General features: G+C 64.3%; 17 protein-coding genes and 2 tRNA genes. 9 read left to right on the plus strand and 10 right to left on the minus strand.

Features of this window, described 5'->3' with window-relative positions:
* Positions 1-3 precede the first annotated feature (3 nt).
* On the plus strand, positions 4-888 hold the full coding sequence (locus tag JO391_RS21790) for an SIR2 family NAD-dependent protein deacylase (RefSeq protein ID WP_375155661.1): 885 nt from the start codon (positions 4-6) through the stop codon (positions 886-888).
* Between the two features lie 287 nt (positions 889-1,175).
* Here the strand turns inward: JO391_RS21790 and JO391_RS11760 are convergent, their stop codons facing one another.
* Together JO391_RS11760 and JO391_RS11765 are read right to left on the minus strand one after the other, a co-directional pair.
* The gene (locus tag JO391_RS11760; RefSeq protein ID WP_259444680.1) at positions 1,176-1,427 is read right to left on the minus strand and encodes a GlsB/YeaQ/YmgE family stress response membrane protein; all 252 of its coding nucleotides are present in this window, start codon (positions 1,425-1,427) and stop codon (positions 1,176-1,178) included.
* A 51-nt stretch (positions 1,428-1,478) separates the two neighbouring features.
* A complete protein-coding gene (locus JO391_RS11765; RefSeq protein WP_220660682.1) occupies positions 1,479-1,796 on the minus strand; it encodes an antibiotic biosynthesis monooxygenase family protein in 318 nt (105 codons plus the stop codon).
* A 108-nt stretch (positions 1,797-1,904) separates the two neighbouring features.
* Here JO391_RS11765 and JO391_RS11770 point away from each other — a divergent pair, with 108 nt between their 5' ends.
* Positions 1,905-2,087, plus strand: coding sequence for a hypothetical protein (locus tag JO391_RS11770; RefSeq protein WP_220660683.1), 183 nt, complete (start codon positions 1,905-1,907; stop codon positions 2,085-2,087).
* Here JO391_RS11770 and parA read toward each other — a convergent pair.
* A complete protein-coding gene (gene parA, locus JO391_RS11775) occupies positions 2,078-2,710 on the minus strand; it encodes a ParA family partition ATPase (RefSeq protein WP_220664541.1) in 633 nt (210 codons plus the stop codon). The genes JO391_RS11770 and parA overlap by 10 nt on opposite strands.
* A 390-nt stretch (positions 2,711-3,100) precedes the next feature.
* Between parA and JO391_RS11780 the strand changes: the two genes are divergently transcribed.
* From JO391_RS11780 to JO391_RS11800, 5 genes are all read left to right on the plus strand, one after another.
* Positions 3,101-3,394, plus strand: coding sequence for a hypothetical protein (locus JO391_RS11780; protein ID WP_220660684.1), 294 nt, complete (start codon positions 3,101-3,103; stop codon positions 3,392-3,394).
* Positions 3,395-3,783: 389 nt separating this feature from the next.
* Entirely contained in the window at positions 3,784-4,578 is a 795-nt protein-coding gene (locus JO391_RS11785; RefSeq protein WP_220660685.1) for an FkbM family methyltransferase, read from the plus strand.
* The gene (locus JO391_RS11790; protein ID WP_220660686.1) at positions 4,571-7,063 is read left to right on the plus strand and encodes a glycosyltransferase; all 2,493 of its coding nucleotides are present in this window, start codon (positions 4,571-4,573) and stop codon (positions 7,061-7,063) included. Before JO391_RS11785 ends, JO391_RS11790 begins: the two co-directional genes overlap by 8 nt.
* Positions 7,056-8,072 (plus strand): glycosyltransferase family 2 protein, encoded by a 1,017-nt coding sequence (locus JO391_RS11795; protein WP_220660687.1) that lies wholly within the window; start codon positions 7,056-7,058, stop codon positions 8,070-8,072. The genes JO391_RS11790 and JO391_RS11795 overlap by 8 nt, the downstream gene beginning before the upstream one ends.
* Before the next feature lie 171 nt (positions 8,073-8,243).
* Positions 8,244-8,498 (plus strand): hypothetical protein, encoded by a 255-nt coding sequence (locus JO391_RS11800; RefSeq protein WP_220660688.1) that lies wholly within the window; start codon positions 8,244-8,246, stop codon positions 8,496-8,498.
* A 324-nt stretch (positions 8,499-8,822) separates the two neighbouring features.
* Here the strand turns inward: JO391_RS11800 and JO391_RS11805 are convergent.
* The 4 genes from JO391_RS11805 to cls form a co-directional block, all read right to left on the minus strand.
* A tRNA-Cys gene (locus JO391_RS11805) sits at positions 8,823-8,896 on the minus strand.
* Positions 8,897-8,972: 76 nt separating this feature from the next.
* Entirely contained in the window at positions 8,973-9,710 is a 738-nt protein-coding gene (locus JO391_RS11810) for an SDR family oxidoreductase (RefSeq protein ID WP_220660689.1), read from the minus strand.
* Between the two features lie 62 nt (positions 9,711-9,772).
* Positions 9,773-10,486, minus strand: a complete 714-nt coding sequence (locus JO391_RS11815) for an endonuclease/exonuclease/phosphatase family protein (RefSeq protein ID WP_220660690.1) — start codon at positions 10,484-10,486, stop codon at positions 9,773-9,775.
* Entirely contained in the window at positions 10,486-11,931 is a 1,446-nt protein-coding gene (gene cls / locus JO391_RS11820; RefSeq protein WP_220660691.1) for a cardiolipin synthase, read from the minus strand. Before cls ends, JO391_RS11815 begins: the two co-directional genes overlap by 1 nt.
* Before the next feature lie 339 nt (positions 11,932-12,270).
* Here cls and JO391_RS11825 point away from each other — a divergent pair, with 339 nt between their 5' ends.
* Positions 12,271-12,957 carry a lytic murein transglycosylase gene (locus JO391_RS11825; RefSeq protein WP_375155702.1) on the plus strand — a complete coding sequence of 229 codons (687 nt, stop codon included), beginning with the start codon at positions 12,271-12,273 and terminating at the stop codon, positions 12,955-12,957.
* Positions 12,958-13,012: 55 nt separating this feature from the next.
* A tRNA-Glu gene (locus JO391_RS11830) sits at positions 13,013-13,087 on the plus strand.
* Between the two features lie 7 nt (positions 13,088-13,094).
* On the opposite strand, the gene JO391_RS11835 is transcribed toward JO391_RS11830, so the two are convergent.
* The 3 genes from JO391_RS11835 to JO391_RS11845 are packed head-to-tail and all read right to left on the minus strand — an operon-like array spanning position 13,095 to position 16,678.
* The gene (locus JO391_RS11835; protein ID WP_220660693.1) at positions 13,095-14,153 is read right to left on the minus strand and encodes a DUF1513 domain-containing protein; all 1,059 of its coding nucleotides are present in this window, start codon (positions 14,151-14,153) and stop codon (positions 13,095-13,097) included.
* A 1-nt stretch (position 14,154) separates the two neighbouring features.
* Complete coding sequence (locus tag JO391_RS11840; protein ID WP_220660694.1) at positions 14,155-15,144, minus strand: imelysin family protein; 990 nt, start codon at positions 15,142-15,144, stop codon at positions 14,155-14,157.
* Position 15,145: 1 nt separating this feature from the next.
* Positions 15,146-16,678: a di-heme oxidoreductase family protein gene (locus tag JO391_RS11845; RefSeq protein ID WP_375155662.1), complete on the minus strand. Its 1,533-nt coding sequence runs from the start codon at positions 16,676-16,678 to the stop codon at positions 15,146-15,148.
* Positions 16,679-16,709 lie beyond the last annotated feature (31 nt).

Here is a 16,709-nt window from a genome sequence, read left to right on the forward strand (position 1 = left end):
GCGATGCTAACGGAGCAATGGCCATCGAATCTAGTGAAGGATTTAGCTCGCCGAAGGGCAATACTCGTCATCGGCTCCGGTGTATCTCGGCACGCAACGGGAGCAGACGGCGTAACTAGACCGCCAGTTTGGAAATCATTCTTGAGGGATGCTGCCAACAGATTTGGACGCAACCCTGCCACAGAGCATATTTTTCGCGCTATAGACGAAGGGGATCTGTTGCACGCGTGTGAGTGGCTCAAGAATCGATTCGATGAGAATTGGACTACACATCTGCGCTCACTGTTTGTGGATCCACATTATACACCCGGTCGTTTGCACGAGCTTCTCGCTTTGCTCGACACTCGCGTTGTGTTTTCCCTTAACTTCGATGACATATACGAGACCAAATCTCGCGAGATAAACGAAGCCTCTCAGTTCACAAAGAATTATTACGACACGGACGTTTGTGAGTTCCTCCGAGGTAGCGCACGTTACGTCGTCAAAGTTCACGGAAGCTTGGCTTCACCCGCTTCTCTTATATTTACTCAGGAAGATTACTCGAAGGCCCGCTCTCGCAACAGTTTGTTCTACTCAGCTTTCGACGCGGCTTTGATGACTCACACTTTTCTTTTTGTGGGATGCGGTTACGGCGACCCAGACATCAACTTGCTTCTTGAGAACCAGGCCTTCAGCGTAATTCCTGGAACAGTAAATCCGCATTACTTTCTGACCTCCGCCGGACTTCCTGAAGACCTAAGGAACTCGTTGCGGCGCAACCGAAATCTAAAGACCCTCATATATGATAGAGTTGATGACAATCATTCTGGCCTGGTGGCTGCAATAGAGGACCTGCTTACAAGAGTTAACGACGAGAGAGCTCTCCTAATTGAAAATGGAAACTGGTAGACATGCAGTTTCAAAGGTCTTCACATTTTCTGCACACTCAAATCTTCCATTGTTAAGTCGGCTTGGCCATATCGCTTGTGCAAGCGGCTCAATCTCTTTGGGAGATGGAATTTGCTCATTTAGGGGTAGGTCATTTGCGGCTGATCGAGACACCTACGCATAGCACAAGAGCCAGTATGATGCCCGCCCCCAATCCTTAAGTCCAAGTAAATCCGCCCCCGCAACCCATTGAAATCCTTGGGGCGAGGGAAGCGTCCGAGCTCGGACGCCCCCCGGACGCCCCTGTCTCAGGCCTTCTTGATCAGCTGGATCAGGACCAGCAGGATCACGGCCCCGAAGGCCGACTGGAAGATGGTCACCAGGGTGCCGCCCCCCATGCCGAAGCCGATGCGGGGCAGCAGCAGGCCCGCGATCAGGGCGCCGACCACCCCCACCACGATATTGCCCAGGACCCCGAATCCCCGGCCCTCGACGATCTTGCCGGCCAGCCAGCCCGCGATGGCCCCGATCACCAGCATCCCCAGAATACTACCGAACATGTCCCGCTCCGTGGTTCCCTGGGTCCAGCCTGCGGCCCAGCGCGGCCAAGGTCAATAGACCGCCGCGACCTCGTACATCACCGGCTCGAACCCCTTGCACAGGGCCGCGATGGCCCGGTTCCTCTCCCGCATCTCGGGCGTCCGCAGCATGGCCTGGTAATCCTCCCGCCGCCGCCACTTGGAATAGTTGCAGATCCGGGTCATCGCGTCGTTCATGTGCAGCCCCGCCCCCAGAAACCCCGGCTGGTGCCGGATGAACTCGGCATAGGCCGCCTGCAACGCCTCCATCACGTCATGCGCCGTGGCGGGGGTCATTTCGAAGGTGGTGATGACGGTCTGGCCGTCGAATTCCGGGGTGATCTGCGGCATGTCGGGTCCTCCTCACGCCCATCATGCCACGCCCCCGCGCGGAAATCCCGCGTCACGGTGGCCATGCCGGTCGCAATCGCCTAACCTGCCCGAAACAACGGAGCCGCCATGCGCCTGCTTGACCCCAACCACCCGATGTTCCAGCGCGCCTGGGTTCGCTGGGCCACCGTCCTGCTGCCCGGCCTCTGGGCCGTGATGGAGTTCGCGCTCGGCAACCCCGGCTGGGGCCTGCTGTTCGGGGCCGCCGCCGCCTATGCGGCCTGGGAGCTGTTCTTCCGCCGTCAGCCCTGAAGCCGCGCCCGGATCTCCGCCGCCAGCCGTGTCACCTCGTCCCGAGCCGCCGCGCCCGAGGCTTCCAGCGCCCCAAGCCCCTGGCCAAGCGTTTCGGCATAGACGACGCGCTGGCCGAGCCGCGCCTCTGCAAGGTCGGCCTCCAGGCCCGCGGCAACCTCGGCCACCTCGGCCCCAAGCCGCGTGCCCGCCTTCATCCGGTTCAGCACGATCAGCGCCCGCTTCCGCTCGCGAAGCGCCAGGTCCAGCACGCCCTCGGTCGCCCAAAGGTCGACGTGGCTGGCCGACACAGGCACCAGCACCAGATCCGCCTCGCGCAGCGCTGGCCGCAGGTCGGCATCGACTTTCGGCGGCGTGTCCACGATCACGACGTCATTGGCCTTGCGCAGCTTTTCACATTCATAGCTGACCCCCCAGGCCGAGGCAGTCGAGAAGTCCATGCCCGCCTCGCTCAGCGCCTGGCGACGCGTCAGGAACCACCGGCCAAGCGAGCCCTGCGGATCGGTGTCCAAGAGCGCCACGCTCAACCCGGCCCGCCGGAAGGCCACAGCCAGGTTCACAGCCAGCGTGGTCTTGCCCGACCCGCCCTTTTGCTGCGCGATCGTGATCACATGACCCATGATTCCCCCGGATTTCTGCGGCGCAGAATAGACCTGCACACCCAAACTCGCCACACAAACCAACAGCCGCCGCGTCACAGCGCAAACGCGACCGGGATAAGACCATCATCTAACCCCGCCTGCCAGGGCCGCACGGTCGGCGCACCGGCCCCCGTCAGCCCCCCCCTGAAAGCGCGGCAAGACCGTCGCTCCAGACGCGGCATGATCAATCAATCCGACCTCGCTCAAGGACCAGTCGACTGCGCAACACCGGGTCAAAACCTTGACACAGATGCCGCCCATGACTAAAGCAACGCGACTGATCGGGCCCGCTCGACGCCCTCCTGCCAGCCCCCTTGAAGGAGCTGAAAATCCTGACAGCACGGAAGGCTCGTCGAATTGCTGAGCGACAAGATGGCTATCGCAACTGGCAAGGAACGCAACGTGTCAGCGATGAAGGCTGCTTCGATATATTATCCTGACGAAGACTCTGAATGCAGCGACCAGGCGCAATGCATGATGTTGGGTGCAAAGATCGTTTCGCACAGACAGATGGATGAGATATGCCCAGAAACGGTTCTGATATCGGCAATCTCCCGACGTGACGTGGTCGCCGAGTTCACGAAGAGCATTTGCCATTTTTCCAAGGACGAGAGCCCTGCCGGATATCGGCGAGACTGGCGGAACAACGACACCGGCGATTCGTGAAGGGCCAACCAACGAAAAATGAACACACTCAAGACGGCCAGCCACGAAAACCGCAGCAAACCGGCCCGCTATGGAGAAATCCAGTCGCGTGACACGCGCCCATATGCTCAACGGCTGCACCTTCAGCCACCACAGGCGCTCCAGCAAGAGAACATTCACCGCGGCACACACAGACGGCCGCCTTTACGCCTTCAGAAGAATTGCTCCCATACGTCTATCGTGTTTCTTCAACGGCGCGAGAGCAGCACCCAGAGTTGCTTCATCCGCAAGCGCCTGAAGAGCCCTGACGAAATCGGGACCGCAGCTTTCCGGCCCCTGAGAAGCCGTTGCCTGCAGGTGAGGAACGCAACCCGAATCCAGCCGAGCCCAAAATCAGTGCGGGGTTTCGCATGAGCCCGAACCACGGTCTGGAGGCATTGACGCTTCGCATCGCTGGCGAAGAGCGCACATTGTATCTGAGAACGAACAGTTCCGACAGCGAATTGGTCGGGCAGATATTCGTTGACGAAGCGTTTTCCCTCGCAAAGCTGCCCCGCCGGGACGAGCTTCTGCAATGGCTGAGCGCCTGCCGAAGCTCTGAAAAGACGCCGCTGATCATTGATGCCGGAGCGAACATCGGCCTGTCGTCGCTTGCGCTTTCGGCACAGATCCCGGATGCCCTTGTCGTAGCCATCGAGCCCGACCCCGACAACTTCGCTCTTCTGGCAATGAACACCGAAGGCATGCCCGTGCTGCCTCTTCCCGCCGCACTCGGAGCGGAGCCAACACGCGCGGCAATCATGGACCCGGGACGAGGCTCCTGGGGCATCCAGACAACCACCGAGGGAGCGACAGAACAATCCACACTCGTGCCGGTTGTGACCGTTGACGAGATCATTCGCTGCTTCGAAATGAGCCATTGCCCCGGCATCGTGAAGATCGATATCGAAGGATTCGAGTCAAATGTCTTCTCTGGGTCTGGGGTGTGGCATGAGGCGGTTCCTCTCGTGATTGTGGAACTTCATGACTGGATGCTGCCCCGCGCTCGGACGTCTCATCCGGTCTTGCGGCGATTGCTTGAGTCAGACAGGGATTTCGTAATCGTCGGAGAGAACTTGTTCTGCATGTTGAACGATTTGGACCACCGCTCCGGGCCTTTACCGGAACGTCCCACTGATAGCATGACCGGCACGGAAATTGGCTGAACGCATGGATCCGAAATTGAATGTACAGGACAGCCTCGCGCAGCTTTGGCGTGATCGGATAAACCTGCCCGCACAGCAAGCTGCAAAGGATGCGTTTGACCTCAAGGTAGAATTACTTCGCTACCAAGTCTCCGAGGGGCTTTCGGAAATTGCGAACCTGCAGGATGCGCTTGGCAAGAGTAATGAGCGCATAAGCGAACTGATCGCCCTCCAGCGCGACACAGCAAGAACGCTTTCCGAAAATGAGACGTCGGGGTCGATTGAAAGGCCGCAATCGGCTGAGACTGACCGTCTTGAAGCGCAGATGTCGGAAGTGCTGGCTGAACGCGACTCCTTTGCGGCAGCGATCACCGGCTACGATGCAGATCAGGCAGCCGCACGCGAGCGCATTCACAGGCTTGAAGCGCAGATCGTGGATACGCTGGTTGAACGCGACTCGCTCGCGGCATCGATAGCAAGCCGGGATGCCGAACTGGCGGCGGCACGTCAGCGCATTCAGATGCTGGAAACGGTATTGACGAGCGCCCTGCGCCGACCCTATTGGCCGGTCGGCGAGTACGTCAAACGCCGGCTTGCAATGATCGTTTCAGGGGTCTTGAAGCCCTTCTCCAAGCGTCATTACCAGCGCCTTCGCAATTCCGCGAAGAAGCGGGATCCACGGCGTTTTCTTTCGAATCGCGATGGCACGGTGGGGTTTGCTGTTCCACTGCAGCATCCTCAAGACTACCAAGAGCAAACCCGGAACATCATTGCCCGCTACTTTCCACCAGATTTCCGGGAGCCTGCGCCGCCCCTGCATATTCTGCTGGGCAGCGGCCCCCTCGTTCGAAATCAACTGAAGAAGGGCCAAAGATCGCGGGCGGTCCGTCAGCTTGGGCGCCCGAGCTTTTCAATCATCACGCCGTTTTTCGCGCATCTGGACTTTTTCTCTCATTGCGCAGAGAGTGTGGGAAATCTCTTGATTTCCGGTGAGATCGACTTTGAGTGGATCATTGTGAATGATGATCCGTCCGTCCCGGACCGTGAGTTGCTGCGGCGACTTCCTGCCAGCATTCAGTCGCGAACTCGGGTCATTTCGGACGGCAAGAACCATGGCATAACACGAGCGCTGGATCGTGGAATCAGAAGTGCGGGCAAGATGTGGGCGGTACTTCTTGATTGTGACGACCTTCTGGAGCCGAACGCTCTTGCCGTGCTTTCAGAGTCGGCGATCGCAAATCCGCATTGCCGTTACTTCACCTCGCTCATGTCGGATATCGACGAATCCGGAAAGGTGCTGCGCAAGCGGATGCCGGGCGGTGATGTGGAGGACCTGTTCGAGAAGGGCATGATTGCCGGCCATCTTGTTGCGTTCCGGCGGGACCTCTATGAGGAACTGGGCGGTTTCGATAAACGCCACTCGGGCGTCCAGGACTACGATTTTGCTCTCCGCGTGGCGGCACAGGAACCGATAACTCGCATCGACAACCATCTGTATCGCTATCGCTGGCACGCCAAGACGCAGTCTATCAGTCGGCTGGATCGCCAGGCGAGGCTTGCCGACGCTGTGCGTACGACGTTTCTGAGGGAGACTCTGGAACTCTCGATTCCGCCGTCGGGACGGTCGCCCTTGCCTGAAGCGCCATCGGTGTTCTGCGTCATTCGGACCCAGGGACACAGGATGGAGCTTCTGGCTGCGGCCATCGCTTCGGTCCAGAACCAGGCTTTTCCCGTGACGCCTTGTATCGTCGTTCATGGCGACGATGAAGCTGTTCAGTTTGTGCGCCGCCATCTCCCGCAGACTGGCTTCGGCGCCGGTTCCGTTCAGTCTCCCATCGTACTTCACGCGCCAAGAACAGATCTCAAGCGTGGTTACCCGTGCAACGTTGCGCTGGAGTACCTGAGGGCGCATGCGGATCAGTTCGATTTGCTGTGTTTTCTTGACGACGACGACCACATCCTTCCGAGCTTTGCAGAGCGCCTTGTGCTTTCGATGCGGTTGAGAGGCAGCGATATTGCCTATGGTCTGTCCAATGCGCTTCCCAAGAGCGGAGAGCCATTCCCGCAGCACAAGCTGATGCCATGGGTATCGATCCTTGCGGCGAACTTCATCGCATTCAACAGTTTCATTGCGCGTGTCGATGCCGTCCTTGAATCCGGCGCCGCGTTTCGCACCGACATGCATTACCTGGAGGATCACCACTTCCTGGTGCAGCTGATTGGTGCGGGCCTGCGCGCATCGCCACTCCCTGAGGTCGTGGCCGAATACCGCCTGCTGGGTGACGGCAACTCTGATGACAAGAAGCATATGGAGCACTTTGAGTTCTGCAGGTCAGCTGTGAACAGCCTCGCCGCAAGCGTCGCCAAAGGATTGCGACCGGAATTTTTCTGGGACGATGTGCTATGTTTTCCGTCCGAAGACAGGGACGCGTTTGGAGAGTGGGAAATCGTCCACTTGCGAAAGGCGTGTTCCCTGATCAACCCGAGGGGCGCGTTCCGTGACTGAGCTTCCCTCGATTACCGTCCTACTGCCTGTGTTCTTAAGGTCCAAGTCGATGGACCAGGTCAGGCTTCTGCGCGAGGCCCTGACGTCGGTGGCAGATCAGTCCTATCCAGGCAAGCTCGAGGTCTTGCTCGTGGATGACGGAAGCCCCTTTCCCGTTCAGGAGTTTGCCAGCGATCTGGGCGCGGCGGAGTCGCTGGTGCGGTGGATGCGGCTTGACAGAAATCAGGGCATTGTCGGCGCCCTGAATGCCGGCCTGTCGGCCAGCAAGAGCGACCTCATTGCTCGACTGGATGCCGACGACCGGTGGCTGGACGGCAAGCTCGCAGCGCAGGTCGCACAGTTTCTTGAAGATGGGGACCTGAGCATCTCGGCGACCGGCATGGTTCGGGTGGACACGTCCGGCAAGGAGATAGACCGCCACATCCGGCCCGGTGACTGGGCTGGCATCCTCCGGTTCTTCATTGAAGGTGGTTGTCCGTTTCCCCACGGGAGCGTGGTCGCAGACCGCCGCGTCTACAGGGTTCTCGGTGGCTATCCCTGGTCTGGCGTTGTCAGACACTGCGAGGATTATGCGTTGTGGGGCACCTGGCTGCGCTTTTTCAAGCCGGCGATGGTCGAGAAGGCGTACTATTCCTACCGGGTCAGCGATACCTCTGTTTCTGCGGAGTTCGCCAGGCAGCAGGCCGAGGCGTCGCAGAGGGTTCGGCGGCGTTTCGAGAGGGTCGAACTGACAACCGTCTTGCCGAAGATGTTGCCATCCCTTGCAGAGGCACTCGGCTGCTCGATGTTCGAGGCGGGCGTTCTGGCCTATCGCTTGTGGCATTTCCGGGCCTCGGCGACCGTTCCCGAAGCTGCCGTCGGTCCCTTGGTGGCAATTCTTCCGGACCGTGCCTTGACGCGGGTCGCCAGTGCCCCGGCCTGGCGCACCGTGGTGGGTAGTCCGAATGTCGAAACTTCGGGGATTCGGCAGGTTTCGCTGCGGGCTGACAGCCTTGGCGAAACGGCCTGACGTGGCACGCATCCTTTCCCGGAAAGGCCGTCCACAGGGCTCCATCGGTGCAGCCGATCTCATGACGTGGAATGGCCGCGTGACGGGCTTGCACCTGCGGAGCCGGCGCAATGCGGCGGTCCGAGCTTTGGCTGGACGGAAGACGCAGAAGGCACGCTGATCGTGGGCCCCATGGCCGAACTCGGGTTCATGGCCGCCCCGGCAGGCCTTTCCTGGGATCGTGCGGCGACCGCAGAGAGCGCCGATGGAAGCGCAATCCTTGGGACGTCATTGGTTGCAGGCGGCCAACAACACGCCTTTGCCGTCAAGGTTAGGAGTCCCGCGAAGCAAAACGACGTGAACCATACGGTCACCGGCGGCGCTCTGGCCAATGGCGCGGCGGTGACGACCCCTGACCGGCAAGCGGCTTTAGCCGGGCTGCCGTGACCCCCCTGCACACTCACGCAGGGACAGAAGACTGCTGATGAGTGACCGGCAACTGTCCGGCACCACTGCCAGCGATGGCATAGCTGAGCGGAACGCTGGACCTGGCCAGACCATCGCGCGCCTCTCGTTGAATCGCCGTGTGACCAAAGGTGCCAGAGTTGCCCTTGCGCGCTTGCAAGAGACCGGCAGCACAGTCGTCAGCAACACCCAGTCCGTCATGCCCCCTTGGTCCAGCTGCAGCCAGAACAGCGGTTTGCGCAGCGGACTTATGCCTCGGTCCGCCGCAAACCGCGTCTGAGGATGAAGGAGCTTCATCAGGAGTTATGGAGGCGGGTACCGGAATCGAACCGGTCTTCACGGATTTGCAATCCGCTGCGTAACCTCTCCGCCAACCCGCCAAGAGGCAGGGCCTCATTATGGATTCTGGCACCGGGGGTCAAGCCGCTATCGCGCGGCCTGGCCCCCCCCCGGATGTCAGGTGTTCGACCAGCCGCCGTCGATCACGTGGATCGCTCCGGTGACAAAGGCCGCCTCGTCCGAGGCCAGGAACACGACCAGCCCGGCAATGTCCTCGGCCCGCGCCAGCTTGCCCGTCGGTTGCCGCGCCAGGAACGCCTTGCGTGCCGCCTCATAATCGCCGCCCGCCGCCATCCGGTCGTTCAGCGACGGCGTGTCCACCGTGCCGGGGCAGATCGCATTGCAGCGGATGCCCTTGGTCACGAAGTCGGCGGCAATCGCCTTGGTCATGCCGATCACCCCGGCCTTGGTCATGCCATAGACGAACCGGTTCGGCGCGGCGATCACGGATGAGGCGACCGATGCCATGTTGATGATCGACCCGCCGCCCCGCGCCGCCATGCCGGGAATGAAGGTCCGGCACATGCGGAACATCGCGGTCAGGTTCAGGTCGATCGAGAAGGCCCAGTCCTCCTCGGTGCAATCCAGAATCGTGCCGTTCGCCACAAAGCCCGCGCAGTTGAACAGCACGTCCGGCGTGCCCACGGCCGCTGCCGTCTCGGCAATGGCGGAAGGGTCGCGCACGTTCAGAACGCGGACCTCCGGCCCCTCGGCAGCCAGCGATGCCAGAAGCCCCTCATTGATGTCGGTCGCGATGACCCGCGCGCCTTCGCGGTGCATCGCCAGGGCCGAAGCCCGCCCGATCCCCTGCCCCGCCGCCGTCACCAGAACCGTCTTGCCAGCCAGCCGTCCCACGTCATCCTCCTTGCACTTGCGCGGGCCATCCTCACCCCGCGCGTGGCGTCGTCAAGCCTTGCTCAGGGCAACAGAAGCCGCGCCCGGATCGGCAGATGGTCCGAAGCGCGCCGCGCCAGCGCCGTGTCATGCGCAACAAGGTCGGTCAGCTCGCCCCGGTTGCAGGCCATGATCCGGTCCAGCGCCAGCGCCGGCATCCGCGCCGGAAAGCTGCGCACCACGGGCTGCTGCGGAAGATGCGTCGAAAGCCTTTCGAACGGCGACCGCCAGCCCTCGCGCCATTCGTTCAGGTCGCCCATCAGAAGGGTGGGCCGGTCGTCCAGCGCGGTCATCTCGCGCAGCAAGGTCTCGGCCTGCGCCCGCCGCGAACTGCGCAACAGCCCAAGATGCGCCGCCACAACCCGCAGGGGCCGCCCCAGGATCGACAGATCCACCAGAAGCGCGCCGCGCGGCTCCAGCCCCGGCAGGTCGATGCCGCGCAGGTCTTGCAGCTCGGCATCCCGCGCCAGCACCACATTGCCATGCCAGCCATGCGCCGGCCCGCCGTTCGGGATCGGCACCGGCGCCAATCCTGTGTTGCGATGCAGCCGCTCCAGATCCAGAAGGCCGGTGCGCGTGCCGAACCGTGTGTCCGCCTCCTGCAGCGCCACGATATCCGCGCCCAGTTCGCTGATCACGGTCGCGGTCCTGTGCAGGTCGCGTTTCCGGTCGGTTCCAACGCCCTTGTGGATGTTCCACGAGGCAACGATCAGTTCCAGGGGAGAGGCCAAAGACATCACAGCACCGGCCCGATCAGGCCAAGACCGTTGTTCCACAACCGCCGGTACCACGGCCAGAGCGACACCTCCCGCGCTGTCACGCGCAGACTCTGGCCCAGGTACTGCATCTGCCGCGCCCGCATCGCCTGGGTCAGGTCGGGGTCGCACAGCAGAATGTTGTTCTCGAAGTTCAGCGAAAAGCTGCGGCAATCCATGTTGGCCGATCCGATCAGAGTCACCTCGCCATCCACCGTCAGCGATTTGGTATGCAGAAGGCCCGGCTTGAACTCCCATATCTTCACGCCGGCTTCCAGAAGATCGGCATAATAGCTGCGCGCGGCCGCGCCCACCGCAAAATCGTCGTTCCGCGCCGGCAGGATCAGCGTCACCTGCACCCCGCGGTTGGCCGCCGCGCGCAGGGCAGACTGCAGCGAGTCCACCGGAACGTAATAGGGCGTGGTGACGATGGCTTCGCGCCGCGCCGCCCACAGAAGCGAGGCGAACATCTCCGGCGCGGCAGAGGGCCGGTCGGTCGGCCCCTCGGCTATGACCTGGGCGGTAAAGCCACCCGGCGCCGGGGCCTCCAGCGGCTCGGTCAGAAGCGGCGCAAGATCCTCGTCCACCTCGCTCATCCAGTCGGCGGCGAACAGGATCTGGTTCTGCCGGACCACCGGACCCTCGAACCGCATCACCGCATCGACCCAGGGGCCGTATTTCGCCTTGGGCAGGAATTCGGGGTCCGCGCAATTCTGGCTGCCGCAATAGGTGATGCGATTGTCGATCACCACGATCTTGCGGTGATTGCGCAGGTCGATCCGCCCGGTGATCGCCCGCCACAGCGGGTTGCCGACCTCCAGCGCCCGCGCCTGCCGAACGCCGGCCTGCCGCATCTGCGCCCACAGCGGGTGTTTCAGCAGGCTGCGAGACCCCAGGTCATCGGCCATCGCCCGCACCGTGACGCCCCGCCCCGCCGCGCGGATCAGCGCCTCGGCCACCCGCGTGCCGTTGCGGTCGGGCAGCCAGATGTAGAACAGCAGGTGCACATGCCGTGTCGCCGCGTCGATGTCGGCCACCAGCGCGTCGATCACCGCATCGCCCTCGTCCAGCAGCCGGCCGGTATTGCCCCCGGTCACGGGAAAGCCGCTGATCGACTGGCCCACCTTGAACAATGGCCGGTGGCGTTCGTGGGTGTCCGCCTTTGCCACGGCCGCCGCCGCGCCCGGCACCGTGTCGAACCCCGGCAGGGCGGCCTGGACCCTGGCCCGACGCTCCACCCGCTTGCGGCCCACCCGGGTCTCCCCAACCAGCACATAGGCGACGATCCCCATGACCGGCAGCGCCAGGATCACCACGATCCAGGCAAGGCGTGAGGCCGGCTCACGATGCGGCCGCAGCAGCGCCCGGATCACCAGAAGCGCCTGCACACCGACATGCCCCAAGGCAAGGACAGCGGCGAAACTCACGCGGACCTCCCGCAGCAATGGCACGTGTACAAAACGAACGATCGGCCGGGCATAGAACGGATCAATCGGCTCTCCCCGCGGGCAGGCATCTGGCGTTGCGGCAAAGACTAAGGCCGCGCCGGCGCACTGACAACCGCGCGCCTGTCAAGACTGTGACTTGCGCAAAGGCATCAACCGCATAGAGTGGCGAAAATCCAGCCGACGGGACCACCGGTGTTTCACAAAGCCCTTTTGCAATTGCGCCACGGCGCTTTCCTCGCCGCCCTTGCCCTTCCCCAGATCGCCCTGGCGGCCCCCTGTTCCAGCACGTCCGGCGAATACGAGGCCTGGAAGCCCGTGATGGCCGAAGAAGCCCGCGCGCAGGGCGTGGGCCAGGCCGGAATCGCGGCGTTGATGAACAGCAGCTATTCCAAGGCCACCATCTCTGCCGACCGCAACCAGAAGAGCTTCAAGTACACGCTCGACAAGTTCATGCAGGTCCGCGGCGCCGATGCCATCGTCAAGCAGGGCCGCGCGCGCAAGGCCAAGAACCCCAAGTTCTATGCCGCGCTGGAACAGACCTACGGCGTGCCCGCAGGCGTCATCATCGCCATCCACGGCATGGAAACCGGCTTCGGCAATTTCATGGGCGACACCAATGTCGTCTCGGCCATCGCCACCCTGTCCTACGACTGCCGGCGGTCGGACTTCTTCACCCCCCATCTCGTCGCGGCCCTGGTCCTGGTGGACCGCGGCTCGATCAGCCCGTCCTCCGTCGGGGCCAAGCATGGCGAGTTGGGCCACACCCAGTTCCTGCCCGGAAATGCGCTGGCCTATGGCGTGGATGCCAACGGCGACGGCAAGGTGGATCTCTCCAACCAGGCCGACGCGCTGTCTTCCACCGCCAACTACCTGCGCCAGAAGGGCTGGCAACCCGGCCTCGGCTACCAGGAGGGCGAGCCCAACTTCGCCGTCATCAAGGAATGGAACGCGGCCACCGTCTACCAGCAGGCCATCGCCATCATGGGCGCCCGCATCGACGGCTGAGAACCCCCTTGCGCTGGCCCGGCGGCTCGTCTAACAAGCCGCCACGCCGAAGCGCGGCCCGTTCGTCTATCGGTTAGGACACCAGGTTTTCAACCTGGGAAGAGGGGTTCGACTCCCCTACGGGCTGCCACTTTCCCTCACACCGCCACCAGGTGATTGTCCCAGGCAAGGTCGTCCTTCGCCAGGGGCCGCAGCTCATTCCCGGCGATCCGGCTGATCCCGCCATTGCCGTCGGTCAGCACGAAGCCCCCCTCCGCCACCGCCACGCCGCTGGCATCGGCCCGCGCCAGCGTGGCGAGCGGCGCCGCGTCCGGCCCGTACAGCTGCACCACGCCCCCCGGCGGCGAGGTCAGCGCCACCCGGCCCGTCCCCGCCTCCAGCGCGATCGAGCCGGCATAGCCCTTCATGCGGTAGAACACCGTCTCGTAATCCGGCGACAGCACGGGCGCGCCCCCCCGCCGGTGCAGCCCCAGAAGCGGCACCGCCTCGGCCGGATCGCCCTCCCACTGCATCGCAAAGGCCACCGTGCCATCGGGCGCCAGCGCCAGGTGGCGGATCGAGGCCTGGTGCAGTTCGGCATCCAGCGCCACCACCTCCTCCAAGGCGCCGTCCGCCGACAGATAGGCCAGGTTCGGCGCCATCGTCTCGATGTTCAGCTTGGTGCGGTCGCCCGGATCGGTCTCGATCCCGCCATTGGCCACCACCAGGCCACCATCGGCCCGCCGCTTCACGTCATGCGGTCCGACGCCGCCCGTGTCCACTTCGCCGATGCGCCGCCAGCCCGCCGTCTCCCACAGGCCAAGCCGCCCCGCCGATCCCTCGGCCACCACTTCCGAGGTGTAAAGCAAAGCGCCATCGGCGGAAAACACGCCGTGACCGTTGAACTGCCGCCCTTCGGGAGGGGTCAGCCGCGCCACGACCTCGCCCCGCGCGCAGTCGATCACCAGCGCATAGGTCCCCGGCCGCCGCGCAAAGGCCACCGCCTCGGGCCGCACCGGATGGGCCGCCGCCGCATGGCCCCGCGCCGGCAGGTCCAGGCGGAACCGCTCGCCCCCCGCCGCGTCCAGCCCGCACAGCACATAGCCCTCGCCCAGCTTCGCCGCCGCAAGGAAGGCCGGGCTGCCCGCATCGGCCCAGCTCAGCCGCGGCAGAGCCGCCGCGGCCAGCCCCGCCAGGAATCCGCGCCGCGTCGCCATCTCAGTCCCCGTCCGCCGCGTTGAAGCCCACATCCACCCCAAGCGCCGGTCCCACCTCGGACACCGCCGCGTCCACGATGGTGGTGACATGCTGCTGCAGGATCTCCACCTTCAGCCGTCCGTCAGGCTCGCCCACCCCGGCCAGCACCGGATCCTCCAACGCCTCGGCCACCGCCAGCGCCGAGGCGAAGGCCGCCTCGGTGTCGGGCGACTTCGGCGCCAGAGCCAGCGAGAAGTCGCGCATCGCCTCCAGCGACAGATCCACATTGCGCAAGGACCGGCCCGAGGCCCGCGCCTCGGCCCGCTCCGGCTTTGGCGCGTCGAATGTGCCAAGCGGCCGGCCAAGCCGCTGGTCCTTCACGAACTCCAGCCCCGTGATCAGCTGCGTGTACAGCGCCTGCGCCGCCTCGGCCTCGGTCAGGTAGGTCTCGTTGCCCGGCTCGCCCGCGGTCAGCAGCACGTCGGCATAGCCGTCCCTCCAGTCCGACAGGATGCCGTTCGCCATGCGCGCCAGATCCGCCGCCGTGGCCCGCGTCAGCGCGCAGACATAATCGCCGCCCGCCGCCGCCGGATCGTCCGGCGCGGGGTAAAGCAGCCGTTCCAGGGCGAACAGCCCCCGCACCGCCACCGATTGCATGGCAAAGGCCGAAGGCTCCAGCACCGCAACGTCCCCGGTGCGGATCAGCCCCGCCTGCTGCTTGGCGCCAATCCCCTTGGGATCGGGCCAGAAGGCAATGGCCAGCGTCCGGCCCGAGTCCTCGCCCGGCCCCAGATGCAGGAACCCCACCCGCAACCAGGCATCGAAGGCCGCGTTCCAGTCCGGGCGCAGCGCCTCGGGCGAACAATCGGCCGCCGCAGCCACCGCCAGCCGGTCGGCCGCTTCGGCAAAGCCGGCATAGCCCGGCAGGATCTGCGCCTCGACCGCCTCGCGCACGCCCGCCGTGGCGGGCAGCGGCATCAGGGCCAGAAGACAAAGGACAAGGTGGCGCATGTCAAAGCGACTCCAGAAAGGTGATCAGGGCCTGCCGATCCGGGGCAGGCATCGCGGCAAAGGCATCGCGGGCCGCGCTGGCCTCGCCGCCATGCCACAGGATTGCTTCAGAAAGATCACGGGCGCGGCCATCGTGCAGATATGTGGCCGTTCCGTCCCCGACAGCCGCGGTCGATCCAAGCCCCCACAGGGGTGGGGTGCGCCATTCCTGGCCCGTGGCGCGGCCCTCGGGCCGATTGTCGGCCAGCCCCGGCCCCATGTCGTGCAAGAGCAGGTCGCTGTAGGGCCAGATCAGCTGAAAGCTCCGCTCCGGCTCCCCGTCCAGCCGGGCGGTGACGAACTTCGGCACATGGCAGGCCGGGCAACCCGCGCCATAGAAGGCCGCCTTGCCGCGCAGAACCTCGGCCTCGCCCGCATCCGCCCGGCCCGGCACCGCCAGGTTGCGCGCATAGAAGGTCACAAGGTCCAGGCTCTCCCGGTCCACCTCCAGCCCGTCGCGGATGCCCGGCTCCTGCCCGTCTGGCGCGGCGCGGCAGGCTGCCTGGGCCTCCGTGCAATCGCCCCAGGGCGCGGGGTGCAGGTCGGTCGAAAGGCCCATGTCCATTGCGAAAGCTGCCGCCGTCTGGTCCCGCAGGCTCGCCGCCCCGCCCTTCCAGCCAAACCGTCCCAGCATCGCTGCTCCCGTTTCCGGCGACATCACCACGGCGGGCCTTCCCGATATGCCATCCCCATCGGTGTCCTCCGGGTCGGCATGGGCCAGGATGTCCGCCGCAGGAATCGCCTCCAGGAGCCCAAGTCCGATCATCGGCGGCGCCACCCGTGGCGACAACATCGCCCCTTCGGCCAGCGGCCCGAAGGCCAGGTCCGACAGCGTGTAGTCCGGCGCCCGCAACGTCACCACCGTCCCATCGGCCAGCGTCACCGGCACGTCGCGGTAGGACACCGACCAGCGCCCCTCTGCCGCCTGCCCCGGCGCGGCGAAATCCTGCAACTGCCCGCCATAGACCGGCTCGTTCAGCGTGGCCAGCCAACCGGCAATCGCCTCCGGCCCAGAGCCTGCCACCCCCGGAATCGACAGGCGCATCACCATCGAAACGCGGCCATCCTCCGGCCCTTCGGGCGGATGGCCGCGCCCGTCGCGCAGGTGGCAGTTCTCGCAGCTGCGCGCGTTGTAGAGCGGCCCCAGCCCGTCCGACCCGAGCGTCGAGGCAGGCGAAGCGACCCACAGCTTGCGGAACAGCGCGTTGCCCAGATGGAAATCCATCTCTTTCGGCCCGGCCAGATTGGCCGAAGGGTGCGAAAAGGCGTTCATGTCCTGCACCGCAGGGCCGGTCGCGGCCCCACCCGGCATCGCCTCGAAGGGCTCGGCGGCGCTGAACGTGCCGGTCGGGGCCGCCACTGCGGCGATGCGCTGCACCTCTGCCGCAGAGCGCGGGATAGCATCGCGGTAAGGCTCTGCCATCCCTGCCGCAGGGTCCTGCGCAAGGGCCGGCAGGCCAAGGATCAAGGATCCCATCACGATGGGGCGCCACATCGGCCGCCTCCGGTTCTTCCGTGCCGCGCCG

The organism is Neotabrizicola shimadae, assembly GCF_019623905.1.
Lineage (GTDB): Bacteria > Pseudomonadota > Alphaproteobacteria > Rhodobacterales > Rhodobacteraceae > Neotabrizicola > Neotabrizicola shimadae.